The 18,341-nt window shown below is 62.5% G+C and carries 14 protein-coding genes; 8 read left to right on the top strand and 6 right to left on the bottom strand.

Features of this window, described 5'->3' with window-relative positions; genetic code table 11:
- The first annotated feature begins 40 nt into the window (after nt 1–40).
- On the top strand, nt 41–1,036 hold the full coding sequence (locus EEQ99_RS07485) for an aldo/keto reductase (RefSeq protein ID WP_127430196.1): 996 nt from the start codon (nt 41–43) through the stop codon (nt 1,034–1,036).
- Between the two features lie 58 nt (nt 1,037–1,094).
- Here EEQ99_RS07485 and ypfJ read toward each other — a convergent pair whose 3' ends face one another.
- Both ypfJ and EEQ99_RS07475 read right to left on the bottom strand, forming a co-directional pair.
- Nucleotides 1,095–2,015, bottom strand: a complete 921-nt coding sequence (gene ypfJ, locus EEQ99_RS07480; protein ID WP_028759077.1) for a KPN_02809 family neutral zinc metallopeptidase — start codon at nt 2,013–2,015, stop codon at nt 1,095–1,097.
- A 78-nt stretch (nt 2,016–2,093) separates the two neighbouring features.
- A complete protein-coding gene (locus tag EEQ99_RS07475) occupies nt 2,094–2,624 on the bottom strand; it encodes a DUF2306 domain-containing protein (RefSeq protein WP_127430195.1) in 531 nt (176 codons plus the stop codon).
- A 47-nt stretch (nt 2,625–2,671) separates the two neighbouring features.
- On the opposite strand from EEQ99_RS07475, the gene EEQ99_RS07470 reads away from it, so the two are divergent.
- Nucleotides 2,672–3,448, top strand: a complete 777-nt coding sequence (locus EEQ99_RS07470) for a LytTR family DNA-binding domain-containing protein (protein WP_063474551.1) — start codon at nt 2,672–2,674, stop codon at nt 3,446–3,448.
- 273 nt (nt 3,449–3,721) lie between these two features.
- Entirely contained in the window at nt 3,722–7,210 is a 3,489-nt protein-coding gene (gene carB, locus EEQ99_RS07465; protein ID WP_047614239.1) for a carbamoyl-phosphate synthase large subunit, read from the top strand.
- Nucleotides 7,211–7,270: 60 nt separating this feature from the next.
- On the opposite strand, the gene EEQ99_RS07460 is transcribed toward carB, so the two are convergent.
- Nucleotides 7,271–8,725 (bottom strand): UdgX family uracil-DNA binding protein, encoded by a 1,455-nt coding sequence (locus EEQ99_RS07460; RefSeq protein ID WP_127430194.1) that lies wholly within the window; start codon nt 8,723–8,725, stop codon nt 7,271–7,273.
- The gene (locus EEQ99_RS07455) at nt 8,725–9,957 is read right to left on the bottom strand and encodes a putative DNA modification/repair radical SAM protein (RefSeq protein ID WP_127430193.1); all 1,233 of its coding nucleotides are present in this window, start codon (nt 9,955–9,957) and stop codon (nt 8,725–8,727) included. The genes EEQ99_RS07460 and EEQ99_RS07455 overlap by 1 nt, the downstream gene beginning before the upstream one ends.
- A gap of 269 nt (nt 9,958–10,226) precedes the next feature.
- Between EEQ99_RS07455 and greA the strand changes: the two genes are divergently transcribed.
- Both greA and EEQ99_RS07445 read left to right on the top strand, forming a co-directional pair.
- Nucleotides 10,227–10,703, top strand: coding sequence for a transcription elongation factor GreA (gene greA / locus EEQ99_RS07450; protein WP_017965278.1), 477 nt, complete (start codon nt 10,227–10,229; stop codon nt 10,701–10,703).
- A 27-nt stretch (nt 10,704–10,730) separates the two neighbouring features.
- Entirely contained in the window at nt 10,731–11,789 is a 1,059-nt protein-coding gene (locus EEQ99_RS07445) for a glycosyltransferase family 4 protein (protein ID WP_082849685.1), read from the top strand.
- A 73-nt stretch (nt 11,790–11,862) separates the two neighbouring features.
- Here the strand turns inward: EEQ99_RS07445 and EEQ99_RS07440 are convergent, their stop codons facing one another.
- Nucleotides 11,863–13,197 (bottom strand): dicarboxylate/amino acid:cation symporter, encoded by a 1,335-nt coding sequence (locus EEQ99_RS07440; RefSeq protein WP_047611120.1) that lies wholly within the window; start codon nt 13,195–13,197, stop codon nt 11,863–11,865.
- A 225-nt stretch (nt 13,198–13,422) separates the two neighbouring features.
- Here EEQ99_RS07440 and EEQ99_RS07435 point away from each other — a divergent pair, with 225 nt between their 5' ends.
- Both EEQ99_RS07435 and EEQ99_RS07430 read left to right on the top strand, forming a co-directional pair.
- Complete coding sequence (locus EEQ99_RS07435; protein WP_127430192.1) at nt 13,423–15,291, top strand: ATP-binding protein; 1,869 nt, start codon at nt 13,423–13,425, stop codon at nt 15,289–15,291.
- Nucleotides 15,292–15,295: 4 nt separating this feature from the next.
- Nucleotides 15,296–16,642, top strand: coding sequence for a sigma-54-dependent transcriptional regulator (locus tag EEQ99_RS07430; protein ID WP_127430191.1), 1,347 nt, complete (start codon nt 15,296–15,298; stop codon nt 16,640–16,642).
- Nucleotides 16,643–16,663: 21 nt separating this feature from the next.
- Here EEQ99_RS07430 and EEQ99_RS07425 read toward each other — a convergent pair whose 3' ends face one another.
- Nucleotides 16,664–17,131, bottom strand: a complete 468-nt coding sequence (locus tag EEQ99_RS07425) for an Lrp/AsnC family transcriptional regulator (RefSeq protein ID WP_017994786.1) — start codon at nt 17,129–17,131, stop codon at nt 16,664–16,666.
- 231 nt (nt 17,132–17,362) lie between these two features.
- On the opposite strand from EEQ99_RS07425, the gene trxB reads away from it, so the two are divergent.
- Nucleotides 17,363–18,337, top strand: a complete 975-nt coding sequence (gene trxB / locus EEQ99_RS07420; RefSeq protein ID WP_028758411.1) for a thioredoxin-disulfide reductase — start codon at nt 17,363–17,365, stop codon at nt 18,335–18,337.
- Nucleotides 18,338–18,341: the final 4 nt, after the last annotated feature.

The raw sequence follows: 18,341 nt of genomic DNA, 5'->3' as shown, positions 1-18,341 counted from the left end.
CCCGATTGCGCCGCGTGGCGCAAACTGATGGAGAAGACAAATGCAGACTTATCGTTTGGGAAAGACCGGACCCGATGTCTCGGCCATCGGTCTCGGCTGCATGGGCATGTCGGGCATGTACGGTCCCTCGGATCGCGCAGAAAGCATCGCGACGATCCATGCCGCGCTCGATGCCGGCATCAACCTGCTCGACACCGGCGATTTCTACGGCATGGGCCACAATGAAATGCTGATCGGCGAGGCATTGAAAGGCCGTAGGCGCGAGAGCGCCGTCATCAGCGTCAAGTTCGGCGGCCTGCGCGATCCCGTCGGCGGCTGGAACGGCATCGATGCCCGCCCGGTCGCGGTGAAGAACTTCCTCAGCTACACGCTGCAGCGCCTCGGTGTCGACTATATCGACATCTACCGCCCGGCCCGCCTCGATCCGAACGTGCCGATCGAGGACACGGTCGGCGCCATCGCCGACATGGTCAAGGCAGGTTACGTCAGGCATATCGGCCTGTCGGAGGTCGGTGCCGATACGATCCGCCGCGCCGCCACTGTTGCCCCGATCATCGACCTGCAGATCGAATATTCGCTGATCTCGCGCGGCATCGAGGAGAAGATCCTGCCGACGACACGCGAACTCGGCATCTCGATCACCGCCTACGGCGTGCTCTCGCGCGGCCTGATCAGCGGCCACTGGCAGAAGGGCCAGGGTGCGACGGCCGGCGATTTCCGTGCCTACAGCCCGCGCTTCCAGGAAGGCAATATCGAACAAAACCTCGCTCTGGTGGAGAAGCTGCGCGAGATCGCCGAGGCAAAGAGCGTCTCGGTCGCCCAGATCGCCATCGCCTGGGTCGCCGCCAAGGGCAAGGATATCGTCCCGATCATCGGCGCCCGCCGCCGCGACCGGCTGAGCGAGGCGCTCGGCTCACGCGCGGTCGACCTGTCACCAGACGATTTCGCCGCCATCGAACGCGCCGTGCCGAAGGATGCGGCTGCAGGTGGGCGTTATCCCGAACATATGCTGCAGGATATGGACAGCGAGAAGTAAGCAAAAGGATTGAAACGGCTGCGTGGGCGCGTGCTACGCGCCTCTACCTCTCACCCTCTCAGATCGGCCCGGAAAACGTATCGCAGGCCGACAGCTGGCCGCTGTCGAAACCGCGCTTGAACCATTTGACGCGCTGCGCCGAGGTGCCGTGGTTGAAGCTTTCCGGGACGACGTAGCCCTGCGACCGTTTCTGCAGCGTGTCGTCGCCGATCTGCTGGGCAGCGTTCAGCGCTTCCTCCAGGTCGCCGGACTCCAAGAGGCCCTTCTGCTGGGTATATTTGCCCCAGATGCCGGCAAAGCAATCGGCCTGCAACTCGACGCGCACCGACATCTTGTTGGCTTCCTCCTCGCTCATGCGCTGGCGGGCCTGATTGAATTTCGGCAGGATGCCGAGCAGGTTCTGCACATGATGGCCCACCTCGTGGGCAACGACATAGGCCTCGGCAAAATCGCCCGACGCGCCGAACCGGTCGGAAAGCTCCTGGAAGAATTCGGTGTCGAGATAGACCTTGTGATCGCCAGGGCAGTAGAACGGCCCGGTAGCCGATGATGCGGAGCCGCAGGCCGATGCGGTCGAACCCGAGAACAGCACGAGGCGCGGCTCCTCGTAATTCTGGCCCTGCGCCTGGAAGATGCCCTGCCAGGTATCCTCGGTCTCGGCAAGAACGGTGCGCATGAAAGCGGTCATCTCGTCATTGGCAGGCGTGCGCGTTCCGCCCGACTGGCTCTGCTCGTAGCCGGGGCCGGTCGTCACGCCGCCGGTGTCGAGCACCTGCAACAGGTCGATGCCCATCATCTTGAAGATGAAATAGATGACGACGAGGAAGATGATCGTGCCGATACTGAGGCCGCCGCCGGCGCGGCGAACGCCACCGCCGGACGGAAAATTGAAGCCGCCCCCGCGGCCGAAACCTCCGCCGCCCGGATCACCGCGGCGATCCTCGACATTGTCGGACTGACGCCGGCCTCTCCATTCCATCTTCGCTCTCCCCGGCAATGCCCCGTGCTTGCACTCAAGGAATCTATATATCCGTCAGCGGCCGGAATTCCAGCGGCTTCATCGAGCCATCAGGCGCCCGCGCCGGCGACGCAGCGCGATTGCAGCCAGGATCGAGCCGATCACCGCCGCGGCAAGGGCCGCCGGCCATTGCCCGCCGGTGAAGACGACCGCATGCATGATCCGGCCGGGCAGGAAGGTAAACAGGCCGGCAAGAACGATGCCGCCGAAATAAAGACCGGCGACGATGCGCCTGTGAACACGGATATCGCCGCGACGAGCCGCCGCGATCGCATTCCAGCTGCCGAACAATGTTGCGATGGACAGAAGATGGATCGGGCTGAACCCGTAGAAAAGATCGAGCTCATGAATGAAGAAGCTCGATATCGCCGTCACGACCATCAGCGCCATCCAGATCCTACCGAACAGCCGGTGGCGCGGCGTGCCTTTGGGGCGCAGCAGGATATAGGCGCCGAGAAGTGCTGCCGGCGTAACGGCGGCGACATGGATCTGGACGGCAAGCGGGGCGTCGAGGAGCGGTTCGAGGGTCATGGGCGGCATCCGGTTGAATTCGATCCGTCTTTCCGCCAAGACTGCATCTGCCTCAATCCGAACCGCGCGAACGGCAGGAAAACTTCGTGATTCACCCCTTCTTGCAATCCACGCTTCGCGAATTGCAGGTCTTTCTCCATTCCCGGCGCTTCTGGGGAACCTTTGCCGCGATCGTCCTGCTCTTTGCCGTCACCGGCCCCTACGGCACGATGGAAAGCATGGCCTTCGGCGAACGCCTCGCCTACTGGCTGACCCTGCATGCCCTTGCCTGGGCGATCGCCATTCTCTGCGCGGTCATCGCCGAAAGACTGTTGCGGGAGGTGGTCGCTTCGATGTTTGCCCGCATGATGGCCGGTTCGCTCATAGCCGCCCTGCCGATCGGTTTTGCCATCGGCCTCGTCGACTACGCCTTCACCGGTGAAGCGACGACGCTGGAAAGCGGCCTCTACCGCGCGCTCTTCGCCATCCCTCTCTGCGCTCTTTTCTGCCTTCTGACTTACATGGCGATGAGCCAGAAAATCGCCGAAGCCGCAGTTCCTGAGGAAACCAGCCCCCGCCTCTCGATCCTCGATCGGCTGAAGCCTGACAATCGTGGCCCTCTGCTGCGCCTTTCCGTCCAGGATCACTATACCGAGGTGGTGACCAGCCGCGGGCGCGAACTGCTGCTCCTGCGTTTCGCCGACGCGCTGAAGGAAACCGCCGCGACGCCTGGTCTTCGTGTCCATCGCTCGCATTGGGTGGCCGACGCCCATGTCGAAAGCCTGAAACGCGACAATGGCAGGCTGCTGATCCTCACCCGTGACGGCACGCAAATCCCGGTCAGCCGCAGTTATGCCGAGGACGTGCGCCGCCGCTTCACCTAAAGAAGACGCACGGCGCCGCAGGCCCTTGGCGGGACTCCCGCTTTCGCTCGTCCCGAAGCAAGGCTAGGGATTCCGGCTGCTCGTCGGGCCGGACGCTAAATAGCCGTTCGCGCCGTGTTGGATTCCTGTCGATTCCGCGATTTATGGGGTTCCGTTTGCAAATACATTTGCCTATAAGCCGCTTCTAGCCTGAAAAGACCCTCAATGCGCGACCCGACCCGGTGATCTCCCACCCTGGCCGGCTTTTTGCGCAGCTAGAAATGGATATCGCCCATGCCGAAGCGCCAAGACATCAAATCGATCCTCATCATCGGCGCGGGACCGATCGTCATTGGCCAGGCTTGCGAGTTCGACTATTCCGGCACCCAGGCCTGCAAGGCGCTGAAGGAGGAAGGCTACCGCGTCATCCTCGTCAACTCCAACCCGGCGACGATCATGACCGATCCGGGCCTTGCCGACGCCACCTATGTCGAACCGATTACCCCCGAGGTCGTCGCCAAGATCATTGCCAAGGAGCGCCCGGATGCGCTGCTGCCGACCATGGGCGGCCAGACGGCGCTGAACACCGCGCTTTCGCTGAAGCGCATGGGCGTGCTCGATCGCTACAATGTCGAGATGATCGGCGCCAAGCCCGCCGCTATCGACATGGCCGAAGACCGCGCGCTGTTTCGCGAGGCGATGGCCCGTATCGGCCTGGAAACGCCGCGTTCGATGCTGGCCAACGCCACCGACATCAAGGACCTCGACCGCAAGACGCACGAGGCCGAGCGCAACAAGCTGCGCGAAAGCCTGTCCGGATCCGAGCTCGACAAGGCGCTGGACGAACTGGAAAACCAGTGGAACCTCGGCGAGAGCGACCGCAAGCAGCGTTACATGAGCCATGCCATGGCGATCGCCGCCCAGGCCATCGATCATGTCGGCCTGCCCGCCATCATCCGCCCCTCCTTCACGCTCGGCGGCACCGGCGGCGGCATCGCCTACAACCGCTCGGAATTCTTCGAGATCGTCGGCGGCGGCCTCGACGCCTCGCCGACCACCGAAGTGCTGGTCGAGGAATCGGTGCTTGGCTGGAAGGAATATGAAATGGAGGTCGTCCGCGACAAGGCGGACAACTGCATCATCATCTGCTCGATCGAAAACATCGATCCGATGGGCGTCCATACCGGCGATTCGATCACCGTCGCGCCGGCGCTGACGCTGACCGACAAGGAATACCAGATCATGCGCAACGCCTCGATTGCGGTGCTGCGCGAGATCGGCGTCGAAACCGGCGGCTCGAACGTCCAGTTCGCCGTCAATCCGAAGGACGGCCGTCTCGTCGTCATCGAAATGAACCCGCGCGTCTCGCGCTCGTCGGCGCTCGCCTCCAAGGCCACCGGCTTCCCGATCGCCAAGATCGCCGCCAAGCTCGCGATCGGTTATACGCTTGACGAACTGGAAAACGACATCACCGGCGGCGCAACGCCTGCCTCCTTCGAACCGTCGATCGACTACGTCGTCACCAAGATCCCGCGTTTCGCCTTCGAGAAATTCCCCGGCGCTTCGCCGGTGCTGACCACGGCGATGAAGTCGGTCGGCGAAGTCATGGCGATCGGCCGCACCTTCGCCGAATCACTGCAGAAGGCGCTGCGCGGTCTCGAAACCGGCCTGACCGGCCTCGACGAAATCGAGATTCCTGATTTCGAGGAAGGTGAATCCAGTCAGAACGCCATCCGCGCCGCCATCGGCACGCCGACGCCGGACCGCCTGCGCATGGTTGCCCAGGCGCTGCGCCAGGGCCTCAGCATCGAAGAGGTGCATGAAGGCTGCAAGATCGACCCGTGGTTCCTCGCTGAGCTCAAGAACATCGTCGACATGGAAGCCCGCATCCGCGAGCACGGCCTGCCGGAGGATGCCACCAACCTGCGCATGCTGAAGGCCATGGGCTTCTCCGACGCCCGCCTGGCGACGCTGACCGGCAAACGCCCGAAGGAAGTCGCCGAACTGCGCAACGGCCTGAACGTCCGGCCGGTCTTCAAGCGCATCGATACCTGTGCCGCCGAATTCGCTTCGCCGACTGCCTATATGTATTCGACCTACGAGACGCCCTTCGCCGGCGCCGCCCGCTCGGAGGCCGAAGTCTCCGACCGCAAGAAGGTCGTCATTCTCGGCGGTGGCCCGAACCGCATCGGCCAGGGCATCGAGTTCGACTATTGCTGCTGCCATGCCGCCTTCGCGCTGAAGGATGCCGGTTATGAAGCGATCATGATCAACTGCAATCCCGAAACCGTCTCGACCGATTACGACACGTCGGACCGCCTCTATTTCGAGCCGCTGACCGCCGAGGACGTGATCGAGATCCTGCGCGCCGAGCAGGAAAAGGGCGAAGTCGTCGGCGTCATCGTCCAGTTCGGCGGCCAGACGCCGCTGAAGCTTGCCGAGGCGCTGGAAAAGAACGGCATTCCGATCCTCGGCACCGCGCCTGACATGATCGACCTTGCCGAAGACCGCGACCGCTTCCAGAAGCTCCTGATGAAGCTCGATCTCAACCAGCCGAACAACGGCATCGCCTATTCGGTCGAGCAGGCCCGCCTGGTCGCGGCCGAAATCGGCTTCCCGCTGGTCGTGCGCCCGTCCTACGTGCTCGGCGGCCGCGCCATGCAGATCCTGCATTCTGAGGGCCAGTTGCAGAGCTACTTGCTCGACACGGTTCCGGAACTGGTGCCTGAAGATATCAAGCAGCGCTATCCCAACGACAAGACCGGCCAGATCAACACCCTGCTCGGCAAGAACCCGCTGCTCTTCGACAGCTATCTCTCTCATGCGATCGAAGTCGACGTCGACTGCCTCTCCGACGGCACCGACGTCTATGTCGCCGGTATTATGGAGCATATCGAGGAAGCCGGCATCCATTCCGGCGACAGCGCCTGCTCGCTGCCGCCGCGCTCGCTGCCCGTCGAACTGATCGACGAGCTGGAGCGCCAAGCCAAGGCGATGGCCAAGGCGCTCAATGTCGGCGGCCTGATGAACGTCCAGTTCGCCATCAAGGACGGCATCGTCTACGTTCTCGAGGTCAATCCGCGCGCCTCGCGTACCGTGCCCTTCGTCGCCAAGACCATCGGCGCGCCGATCGCCAAGATCGCCGCCCGCGTCATGGCCGGCGAGAAACTCGACGCGACCTTCGCCGCCTACGGCGAAAAGCCCGATCCGCGCAAGCTGAAGCACATCGCCGTCAAGGAAGCCGTCTTCCCCTTCGCCCGTTTCCCCGGCGTCGACACCCTGCTCGGCCCGGAAATGCGCTCGACCGGCGAAGTCATCGGCCTCGACACCGATTTCGCCCTTGCCTTCGCCAAGTCGCAGCTCGGCGCCGGCGTAGAGCTGCCGCGTGACGGGACGGTCTTCGTCTCAGTGCGCGACGAGGACAAGCCGCGCGTGCTGCCGGCGATCCGCATCCTTGTCGAGCAGGGCTTCAAGGTGCTGGCGACCGGCGGCACCGCCCGCTTCCTCGGCGAAAACGGCATCACCGCCACCAAGATCAACAAGGTGCTGGAAGGCCGTCCGCACATCGAGGACGCAATCCGCAACCGGCAGGTCCAGCTTGTCATCAACACCACCGACGGCAACAAGGCGATCTCGGACTCCAAGTCGCTGCGCCGTGCAACGCTGATGCAGAAGGTGCCCTATTATACGACGATGGCAGGTGCCGAGGCCGCCGCCCAGGCGATCAAGGCGCTGAAGGCCGGCAATCTCGAAGTGCGGCCGCTGCAGAGCTACTTCGCCTGAGATAGGGCAGCATCACCGCTCGATGAGCGGTGATGCACACCTCGAAGCTCCGGAATCGATTTATCCAGCCGCTGCCATAAGCCGCTGGATTTTCGCCATATCTTCGCGAAACCGCGCCAGCTCCTCGGCTTTCAGCCGCTCGTCGGGAATACGCAGCAGATAGGAAGGATGCACCGTCACGAAGAGCGTTCGCCTGTCGTCGATCGCAATGGCTTTCCCCCTGACATCCTGCAACCGCTGCTTCGCATCGGTCAGCGCCGCCAGCGCCGTCGCTCCCATGGCAACGATGAGCTTCGGTTTGACCAGCGCCATCTCCAGATCGAGCCACCAGCGGCAATGCTTCACCTCGCCCATATTGGGCTTCTGGTGGATACGACGCTTGCCGCGCGGCTCATATTTGAAATGCTTGACGGCATTGGTGACATAGAGCCGCGAGCGGTCGATGCCCGCTTCTGCGATCACCTGATCCAGCAGCCGGCCGGCCGGACCGACGAAGGGACGCCCTGATATATCCTCCTGGTCGCCTGGCTGCTCGCCGACGAACATCACCTCGGCATCGCGTGGCCCCTCCCCGAATACGGTTTGCGTCGCCGTCGCATGCAGCGGACAGCGGGTACAGACGGCAGCGTCCGCGCGCAGCGCTTCCAGCGTGCCCGCCGGCGCTTCGGGCACGACAGGAATATTGCGCGCGGCCTCCTGCAAGCGATCGTGGAAGGGCAGTGACTGCGTCGCCTCCCGTGCGGCCATGGCCCGCACCTTGCTCTCCGCCGAGGCGATCAGCCCGGGGATGAGATCGGCTTCCGGCAGGTTCTTCCAGTATTTTTTCGGCATCTCCGACTGCATCGCCTTCAGCTTCAATCGCGCTGGGTTGAAGATACTGGCGTAATAGGTGCGCCATAGTTCATCGGTGGCATCGGTGAGATTGGGCTTTTCACACGGCGCGTCGTTTAGCATCAGCCGCTCGCCGTCCCAGGCGGCTGACCCTTTGGGCGTGGCGATCAGCCAGTCCATGTCGGTGAAGCGTCGTTGGAAGAAGGGCGCTGTGCGCCTGACGATATGGTGGTCCGGCTCGAACCAGGCGAGGAATTTCCGACGGTCTGCCGATACCGCACCCACTTCCTTGAAGCGGACGAAAGCCGTCATCTTGTGCGCGTCGCGTCGAACGTTTTTCGCCATCAGCCTGGCACGGACAACGTCCTCGTCGGAGGCCACTTCGAGCAGCTGCCGGTCCAGCTGCAGCCGCCAGAGCAACCGGTAAAGCAGGGAAAACCGCACCGGATCGGAATGGCAGAGAACGGTCTCGGCAAGATCGATGAAGGCGGTCGGCACTATCATCGGCTTGCGTGCCATGATCGGCGCCGGCGGCATGGCGTCGCGCTGAAAAGCGAGATCGGCCTCTTCATCTTTTTCGCGCCAATCGATCTCTTCAGGCGATATGCCGGCGGCAGCAAAGGCCCGCGCGGCATCACGCCATTCGGCAAGATCCCCGCGTCCTGCCAGCACGACCCGGCGCATCACAGCAACGACAATTGTTCAGGTTGCGGCTCGAACATGGCGCGAAGGTCGGGGCGGTCGATCAGACGGCGCGGCGACCAGCCTTCCGCTGAAATAAAGGACTGGACCTTCTTGATCGAAATGCCGAGCCGCTGGAGATCGTCGATCCGCAGGCGGCGAAAACGGCGAGCCGAAACGATCGCTTTGACGGTCTTGGTGCCGAGACCGGGCACGCGCAGCAACCGCTCGCGCTCGGCTTTGTTGATATCGACAGGAAATTCGGCCCTGTTGGCGAGCGCCCAGGCAAGTTTCGGGTCGAGGGTGAGATCGAGCATGCCTCCCGCCTGGTTCGCGGTGATCTCATCGATGCCGAAACCGTAGAATCGGTAGAGCCAGTCGGCCTGATAAAGCCGGTGTTCACGCATCAGCGGCGGCTTGATCAGCGGCAGGTTTTTCGACGAATCCGGGATCGGGCTGAAGGCGGAATAATAGACGCGCTTCAGGCCATAGCTGCTGTAAAGCCGGCCGCTGGTGGCAAGGATCGTCGCGTCGTTGGCGCCATCGGCGCCGACGATCATCTGCGTGCTCTGACCGGCCGGCACAAAACGCTGACGCTTCTTCGTCCGCAGCGTCGGCTCGCCGGCGGCCTCGATCTTCAGCCTCAGATCCCCCATCGATCGCCTTATATTGGCGGGCTTCTTTTCCGGCGCGAAACGGGTAATGCCGCTATCCGTTGGCAACTCGATATTGAGGGACAGCCTGTCGGCATGAAGCCCCGCCTCCTCGATCAGATGCGGTGATGCTTCAGGGATCGACTTCAGATGGATATAGCCGCGAAAATTATGCGTCACACGCAGTTCGCGGACGACGCGAACCATCTGTTCCATCGTGTAATCGGACGAACGAATGATGCCGGAAGAAAGAAACAGGCCCTCGATATAATTGCGGCGATAGAATTCCAGTGTCCGCCAGATGACCTCTTCAGGCGTAAAGCGCGCCCGTTCGACATTGCTCGACGAGCGATTGACGCAATAGGCGCAGTCGTAGATGCAGAAATTGGTCAGCAGTATTTTCAGCAGCGAAATGCACCGTCCATCCGGCGCATAGGCATGACAAATGCCGGATCCCTCGGTCGAACCGAGGCCGCCGCTTGCGTGAGAATCACGTTTCACCGTGCCGCTGGAAGCGCAGGAAGCGTCATATTTCGCAGCATCGGAAAGGATGGCCAAGCGTTCTGTTAGCGACTTCTTCATAGTATGTTCACTATATGTTCTTATATGCAAAGTCAATGGGAGCGACGTCACCTTTGCCCATCTTTCAGGCGCGCCACCGGATGCCGCGGTGGGTTGCGTTTCGTTTATGCGAATTTTCTGGAAATCGGCCTTGGCGATCTGCTATAAGCACTTAACTAGGATTGTGGCACGGTTCCGAAGCTCCCCTTCGGGACCTGTTTTCTTTTGTGTCTGCGGCTGATTGCTCGAAAAGCACGGACGAGCGGATACAAGGAGTGAAGGACAGAAAAATGGTTGAAAAGGTACCGATGACACAGGGTGGTTTCGTCAAGCTGCAGGAAGAGCTGCGCTGGCGTCAGCAGGAGGAGCGCCCCCGAATCATCGAGGCGATCGCCGAAGCCCGTGCTCATGGCGACCTTTCCGAAAACGCCGAATATCACGCCGCCAAGGAAGCCCAGAGCCATAATGAAGGCCGCATCAGCGAACTGGAAGACCTGACGGCGCGTGCCGAGGTCATCGACCTCACGAAGATGTCGGGCGACAAGATCAAGTTCGGCGCCAAGGTGAAGCTCGTCGACGAGGACACCGAGGAAGAAAAGACTTATCAGATCGTTGGCGACCAGGAAGCCGACGTCAAGGCCGGCCGCATCTCCATCTCTTCGCCGATCGCCCGTGCGCTGATCGGCAAGGAAGTCGGCGACTCCATCGAGGTCAATGCGCCGGGCGGCTCCAAGGCCTACGAAATCCTCCAGGTTTCCTGGGGCTGATCGCCCGCCAGCCGCGAGACCTATCCCTTGCCCGATATGCGTGACGTCGAGATCATCGCGCCCAATTTCAAGCGCCGGCTCTCCGGCGTCACGTCGACCATTGTTCAGCTCATTCCCTGCCAGATCCGGCTCGGCATAAAGATCGCAACCCTTGGCCCCGGCCTGCCGGAAGGCCTGCCGAAACTGAGGTGGCGCCAGCTTCTTGGCCTCTGGCGCCCGCCGGCACGCCGGCGCCAGCGTGTCTGGCACGCGCGCCGCAACAACGAGATGGCCGTCGGCATCCTGCTTCGCCATCTCATGCGCATGCCGCTGAAGCTGCTCTTCACCTCGGCTGCCCAACGCCGCCACACCGCCTATACGAAATGGCTGATCCGCCGCATGGACGCCGTCATCGCGACCAGCGACCGTTCCGGCTCGTTCCTCGAGGTGCCGCACACGGTCATCCAGCACGGCGTCGACCTTGCCCTCTTTCATCCGCCGGAAACGGCAGAGGACGGCATCGCCGCCACCGGCCTGCCCGGACGCCATCTTATCGGCTGTTTCGGCCGCGTGCGCCACCAGAAGGGCACCGATCTTTTCGTCAAAGCGATGATCGAACTGCTGCCGCAGAATCCGGAATGGACAGCGATCGTCTCCGGCCGCGTGACGGCGGAGCATGCGGCATTCGGTGACAAGCTCAAGGCCGATGTCGCCGCCGCCGGGCTTAGCGACCGTATCCTCTTTCTCGGCGAAGTGCCCGACATCAAGATCTGGTATCGCCGCCTGACGCTTTACGTCGCGCCCTCCCGCAACGAGGGCTTCGGCCTGACGCCGCTTGAAGCCATGGCTTCGCGCACCGCGGTGGTGGCATCGGATGCGGGCGCCTACGCCGAGCTCATCGTTGAGGGCGAGACGGGTTCGGTCGTTGCCGCCGGCGATGGCGAGGCGCTGACGCGGGCAATCGCGCCCTATATCACCGATCCCGCCTTGGCGATTGCGCATGGCGAAAATGCGCTGCGGCATGTCAGGGCGAATTTCGCGCTGGAGAAGGAAGCAGGCGCGATCGCCGCCGTTTACAACAGCCTGCTCGGCGACAACCGCGGCTGAAGCAGAAAAGAGAAACGGCCCGCTGAAGAACGGGCCGCTGCAGGATTTTCAAGACTGTGAACGTCCTGGCCGATTACTCGGCCGGCTGGAGCCCGGCAGCCGGAGCGTCCTCGCTTGTCTGGCCGTCCAGCGCCGCGGCCAGCTGCGCCGTATCCAGCTCATTTTCCCAGCGTGCCACGACGATCGTTGCAACCGCATTGCCGACAAGGTTGGTCAGCGCCCGGCATTCCGACATGAAACGATCGATGCCGAGGATGAGCGCCATGCCGGCGACCGGTACGGAGGGGACGACGGAGAGCGTCGCTGCCAGGGTGATGAAGCCGGCGCCGGTGATGCCTGCGGCACCCTTGGAGCTCAGCATCGCCACCAGGAGCAGCAGGATCTGGTCACCCCAGGAGAGATGGATGCCGGTTGCCTGGGCAATGAAGAGTGCAGCCAGCGTCATGTAGATGTTGGTGCCGTCGAGATTGAAGGAATAGCCTGTGGGGATGACGAGGCCGACGACCGAGCGCTTGCAGCCGGCCTTTTCCATCTTGTTCATCAGGCCCGGAAGCGCCGCCTCCGAAGACGAGGTGCCGAGAACCAGCAGCAGCTCTTCCTTGATGTAGCGCAACAGCGCCACGATCGAGAAGCCGTTGTAGCGGGCGACGGCGCCGAGAACGATGAAGACGAAGAGCAGAGAGGTGACGTAGAAGGTGCCGATCAGCATGGCGAGGTTGGCGATCGATCCGACGCCGTACTTGCCGATGGTGAATGCCATGGCGCCGAAGGCGCCGATCGGGGCAGCCTTCATGAGGATGGCGACGAGCTTGAAGACGGGAGCCGTCAGGGAATTCAGGAAATTGACGACCTGCTCGCCCTTTTCGCCGACCATGGCGAGCGCGATGCCGAAGAGCACCGAGAAGAACAGGACCTGCAGAATATCGCCATCGGCAAAGGCGCCGACAATCGTCGTCGGGATGATATTGGTGAGGAAGCCGACGATGCTCTGCTCATGCGCCTTGGCGGCAAAGGTGGCGACGGCGGCCGGATCCAGCGAGGCCGGATCGATGTTCATGCCGGCGCCAGGCTGGACGACGTTGGCGACGATCAGGCCGATGATGAGCGCCAATGTCGAGAAGGTCAGGAAGTACAGCATCGCCTTGCCGGCGACACGGCCAACCTTCTGCAGATCGCTCATGCCGGCAATGCCGGTCGCGACGGTCAGGAAGATGACCGGGGCGATGATCATCTTGACGAGCTTGATGAAGGCATCGCCGAGCGGCTTCAGCTGGGTGCCGAGTTCGGGGTAGAAATGGCCGAGAAGGATACCCGCAGCAATGGCCACGAGAACCTGAACGTAAAGATGGCTATAAAAGGGCTTCTTGCCCTTGCTGCCTGCGACTGCATCGAGTGGTGCTGCGATCATGATGTCCTCCTAATGGCTCGCCCGGAACGAACTCCGGCCTCCCGAGCCGTTCGCTTCAAGTCCAACAGCTCAGCCGTTGTTGCCATCTCCTTCGCAATCACCGTGCCAGTTTCACGCCGACCAACCAACAGATTGAATTTATTAATGAAAAATTTACGGGGCTGCTGACAGCTAATTAAGCAATGCGGAAATCCGCACAAATCCATTTGCGTTTCGTGCAGAAAAATGCACAAATCCGCCATGTCCGTGTCGCCGAAATTGTGGCCTTCCCTGCCCCTGCAGCACCGGATCCACCGGATGTGGTGGACCTATGCCGTGTTCGCCCTCCTCGCCGTCGTCGCAAGCCTCTGGGCTGGCGGCGAGATCGGCCGGCACCGGGCGGAGGCCGCCCTTGAGGAACAGGCCCGCATGGATGCGAGACTGAATGCGGCTTTGCTGCGCACGGTTCTCGAAAAATACCGGGCGCTTCCCTTCGTTCTGTCGCAGGACGCAGCACTCGCCGCGGCGCTGGCCGGAAAGGATGCCGGCGCGTTCGAGCGGCTCAGTCAGAAGCTGGAAAATTTGGCGGCGGGCACGAAGGCCGCCGTCATCTATGTCATCGACAAGGACGGCATGGCGGTTTCGGCCAGCAACTGGCGCGAACCGACGAGCTTCGTCGGCAATGACTACCGCTTCCGCGAGTATTTCCAAGGGGCAGTCGAACGAGGACAGGCCGAGCACTTCGCACTTGGCACGGTCAGCAAGAAGCCGGGCCTCTATATCTCCCAGCGGATTTCGGGCAGCAATGGCCTGCTGGGTGTCGTCGTGGTCAAGGTCGAATTCGACGACGTCGAGGCGGATTGGAATGCCTCGGGCACCCCGTCCTATGTCGTTGACGAGCGCGGCATCGTCCTCATCACCAGTCTTCCATCATGGCGGTTCATGACGATCGGCCGGATCGCCGAAGACCGGCTGACTGCGATCCGCGAAAGCCTTCAATTCGGCGCTGCGCCGCTTCAGCCCCTGCCGCTCGATCTTATCAGGAACCTCGGGGACGGCCTTGACGTCGTTGAGATCGTCATGCCCGGCGATGCCGGAAAAACCAGGTTTCTCGATGTCGGGATGCCGGTTCCGGCCACCGGATGGCAGCTGCAGCATCTCGTGACGCTCGGGCCGTCCGTCGATGCGGGAATTCGCGAAGCCCGCATGCTGGCCTTGCTCATCCTCTTGCCTCTGCTGGCGGCAGCAGCCTTCCTGTTGCGCCGCCGGCATGCGATCACCCTGCGGATATCCAGAGAACAGCAGGCGCGGGAGGAACTGGAACGGCGGGTAGTCGAACGGACGCTGGATCTCAGCCAGGCGCGGGACCGGCTGCAGGCCGAAATCATCGGCCATAAGAGCACGGAGCAGAAGCTGCAGGCGGTGCAGCAGGATCTGGTGCAGGCCAACCGGCTGGCCATCCTGGGCCAGGTGGCGGCCGGCGTCGCTCATGAGATCAATCAGCCGGTGGCGACCATCCGTGCCTATGCAGACAATGCCCGCACCTTCCTCGATCGCGGCCAGGCGGCGCCAGCCGGCGAAAATCTCGAAAGCATTGCGGCGCTGACGGAGCGCATAGGTGCGATCACCGAAGAGCTGAAGACCTTTGCCCGCAAAGGCCGAGGCAGCGCCGAACCGACAGGATTGAAGGACGTCATCGAGGGTGCTGTGATGCTGTTGCGCAGCCGGTTTGCCGGGCGCATGGATTTGCTCGACATCGACTTGCCGCCGCCTGAGCTGCAGGTGATGGGAAACCGGATCCGTCTCGAACAGGTGCTGATCAACTTGCTTCAGAATGCCCTGGAGGCGGTGGCGCCGAAGGCCGGAGAGGGCCGCGTCGAGGTCAGAACGTCAGCCGATGCGGAGATGATAACGGTGACGGTCGCCGACAATGGCCCCGGCATTCCGCCTGAAATCCGCAAAGGCCTGTTCACCCCGTTCAACACCTCGAAAGAGAGCGGTCTCGGCCTGGGGCTGGTCATCTCCAAGGATATCGTCGGCGATTACGGCGGCCGGATGGAGGTCGTCAGCGACAGCGGGGGAAGCCGGTTCATCGTTCATCTGAGGAAGGCTTGAGCTCATGGACACACTGAGCCCCGTTGCGCTGATCGACGACGACAAGGACCTGCGCCGCGCCACCGCCCAGACGCTCGAACTCGCCGGTTTCACCGTGTCCGCCTATGACGGGGCGAAAGCCGCGCTGGCGCAGCTGCCGGCCGACTTCGCCGGCCCCGTCGTCACCGATATCCGCATGCCGGAGATCGATGGACTGCAGCTCTTCGCCACGCTGCAGGGAATGGATGCCGACCTGCCGGTGATCCTGATGACCGGCCACGGCGATATTCCGATGGCCGTTCAGGCGATCCAGGACGGCGCCTATGATTTCATTGCTAAGCCTTTTGCAGCCGATCGGCTCGTCCAAAGCGTGCGTCGCGCCAGCGAGAAGCGGCGGCTTGTTCTGGAGAACCGCATGCTGCGCAAAGCAGCCGAGGATGCGCAGGAGAACTTGCCGCTGATCGGCCAGACGCCTGTCATGGAAAACTTGAGAAACATTCTTCGCCATATCGCCGATACCGATGTGGACGTGCTGGTCGCCGGCGAAACGGGCAGCGGCAAGGAAGTGGTTGCCCAGATCCTGCATCAGTGGAGCCACCGCCGGAAGGGCAATTTCGTGGCGCTCAACTGTGGCGCTCTGCCCGAAACCGTCATCGAAAGCGAACTGTTCGGCCACGAAGCCGGCGCCTTTACCGGCGCTCAGAAGCGCCGCACGGGCCGCATCGAACATGCAAGCGGCGGCACGCTTTTCCTCGACGAGATCGAGAGCATGCCGGCCGCCACGCAGGTCAAGATGCTGCGAGTGCTGGAGATGCGCGAGATCACGCCGCTCGGCACCAACGAGGTGCGCCCGGTCGATCTTCGCGTTGTCGCGGCTGCCAAGATCGACCTCGGGGATCCCTCGGTGCGCGGCGATTTTCGCGAGGATCTCTATTACAGGCTGAATGTTGTGACGATCTCCATTCCGCCGCTGCGAGAACGCCGCGACGATATTCCGCTGCTGTTCTCCCATTTCGCCGCCCGTGCCGCGGAGCGGTTTCGCCGCGAGGTCCCGCCGCTTTCGCCCGGTGTGCGGCAGCATCTCGCCTCGCATACATGGCCCGGCAATGTCCGCGAACTCTCGCATTATGCCGAACGCGTGGTGCTTGGTGTGGAAGGCGGTGGAGCGGCAGTGGTCCCTGCGCAGCCGGCGGGCGCCACGCTTCCCGAACGACTGGAACGCTACGAGGCGGAGATCATCCGCGACACGCTGTCGGCCAATGACGGCGACGTGCGCCGCACCATCGAAGCTCTCGGTATTCCGAGAAAGACGTTCTACGACAAGCTCCAGCGCCACGGCATCAACCGGGGCGGCTATATCTCGCGCAAGTAATGGACGGGAGCAATTGGGAGTCTAGACTTCCACCAGTCCCAGCTTCTTCACCTGCCGGATCGTCAGCATGGTGCGCACGGTATCGACATGTTCGTTCGCCGTCAGCACCTCGATGACGAAATCCTGGAAGCGGGTGAGGTTCTCCGCCACGCAATGCAGCAGGAAATCGCTGTCGCCGGAGACCATCCACGCCTGACGCACCAGCGGCCATTCGGTGGTGGCGGCGGCAAAGGCCTTGAGATTGCCTTCCGACTGGTGCTTGAGGCCAACCATGCAGAAAGCGACGAGGTCGAAGCCGAGCTTCGGGCTGTTCAGCATCGCGTGATAGCCCTCGATGATGCCGGCTTCCTCGAGCTTGCGCACCCGGCGCAGGCAGGGCGGCGCCGAGATGCCGACGCGATCGGCGAGCTCCACATTGGTCATGCGGCCGTCGGCCTGCAGCTCCCGGAGTATCTTTATGTCGATGACGTCGAGTTCGGCGCGACCCACATCATTGCCTTTCTTTAATTCTCCGCGGGGAGCTTCTATATAAAGCGGCGGAATACGCAAGAATGTTTCACGCCGATGACGGATTCTTGCACATCCTGGCGATTTGCCTTGTTGGTAACGCAAGGCTGCCCTTGAATAAAAGCATTGGACGTTCATAAATGGCCCATGGACCGCGAAACGGCCGCAATCACCACTTAGCCGCCGCCCTCCTGCCAGTCGAAAGGAAATGACATGCCCGCCCGCCATACCAAGGTGCTCATCATCGGTTCCGGACCCGCAGGCTATACTGCCGCGGTCTATGCCGCGCGCGCCATGCTGAAACCGGTTTTGATCGCCGGTCTCGAACAGGGCGGCCAGCTGATGATCACCACCGATGTGGAGAATTATCCGGGCTTTGCCGATCCGATCCAGGGTCCCTGGCTGATGGAACAGATGCTGCAGCAGGCAAAACATGTCGGCGCCGAGATCGTCAACGATCTCGTGACCGAAGTCGACATGAACCAGCGTCCCTTCGTCGCCCGCACCGACAGCGGCCAGGTCTGGACCGCGGATACACTGATCATCGCCACCGGTGCCAAGGCCAAATGGCTCGGCATCGAGAGCGAACAGCATTTCCAGGGATTCGGCGTTTCGGCTTGCGCCACCTGCGACGGCTTCTTCTATCGCAACAAGGATGTGATCGTTGTCGGCGGCGGCAACAGCGCCGTCGAAGAGGCGCTCTATCTCTCCAACATCGCCAAGTCGGTCACCGTAGTGCACCGCCGCGATTTCTTCCGGGCCGAGAAGATCCTGCAGGAGCGTCTGTTCTCCAAGGACAATGTCAAGGTGCTGTGGAACACCGAAGTGGCAGAGATCACCGGCACGCCGGCCAAGCCGCCGATGCCGCAATCCGTATCCGGCGCCCGCCTGCGCGACACGCGTACCGGGGCGATCACCGAGGTTACGATCGACGGCGTCTTCGTCGCCATCGGCCACGCGCCGGCAACCGAGCTCTTCAAGGACAAACTGAAGCTGAAGGACAATGGCTATCTCTGGACCGCACCGGATTCGACCGCGACCAGCCTGGAGGGGGTGTATGCTGCGGGCGACGTGACCGACGACACGTTCCGCCAGGCGATCACCGCCGCCGGCCTGGGCTGCATGGCAGCACTGGAAGCCGAGCGATATCTGACGGGCCACATGCCCGTCGCCGTGGCCGCGGAGTAAGATC

Origin of the sequence: Rhizobium anhuiense (assembly GCF_003985145.1) — a bacterium.
Classification (GTDB): Bacteria; Pseudomonadota; Alphaproteobacteria; order Rhizobiales; family Rhizobiaceae; genus Rhizobium; species Rhizobium anhuiense.
The sequence above is the reverse complement of the archived record's forward strand: the minus strand, read 5'-3'. Positions and strand labels throughout refer to the sequence as shown.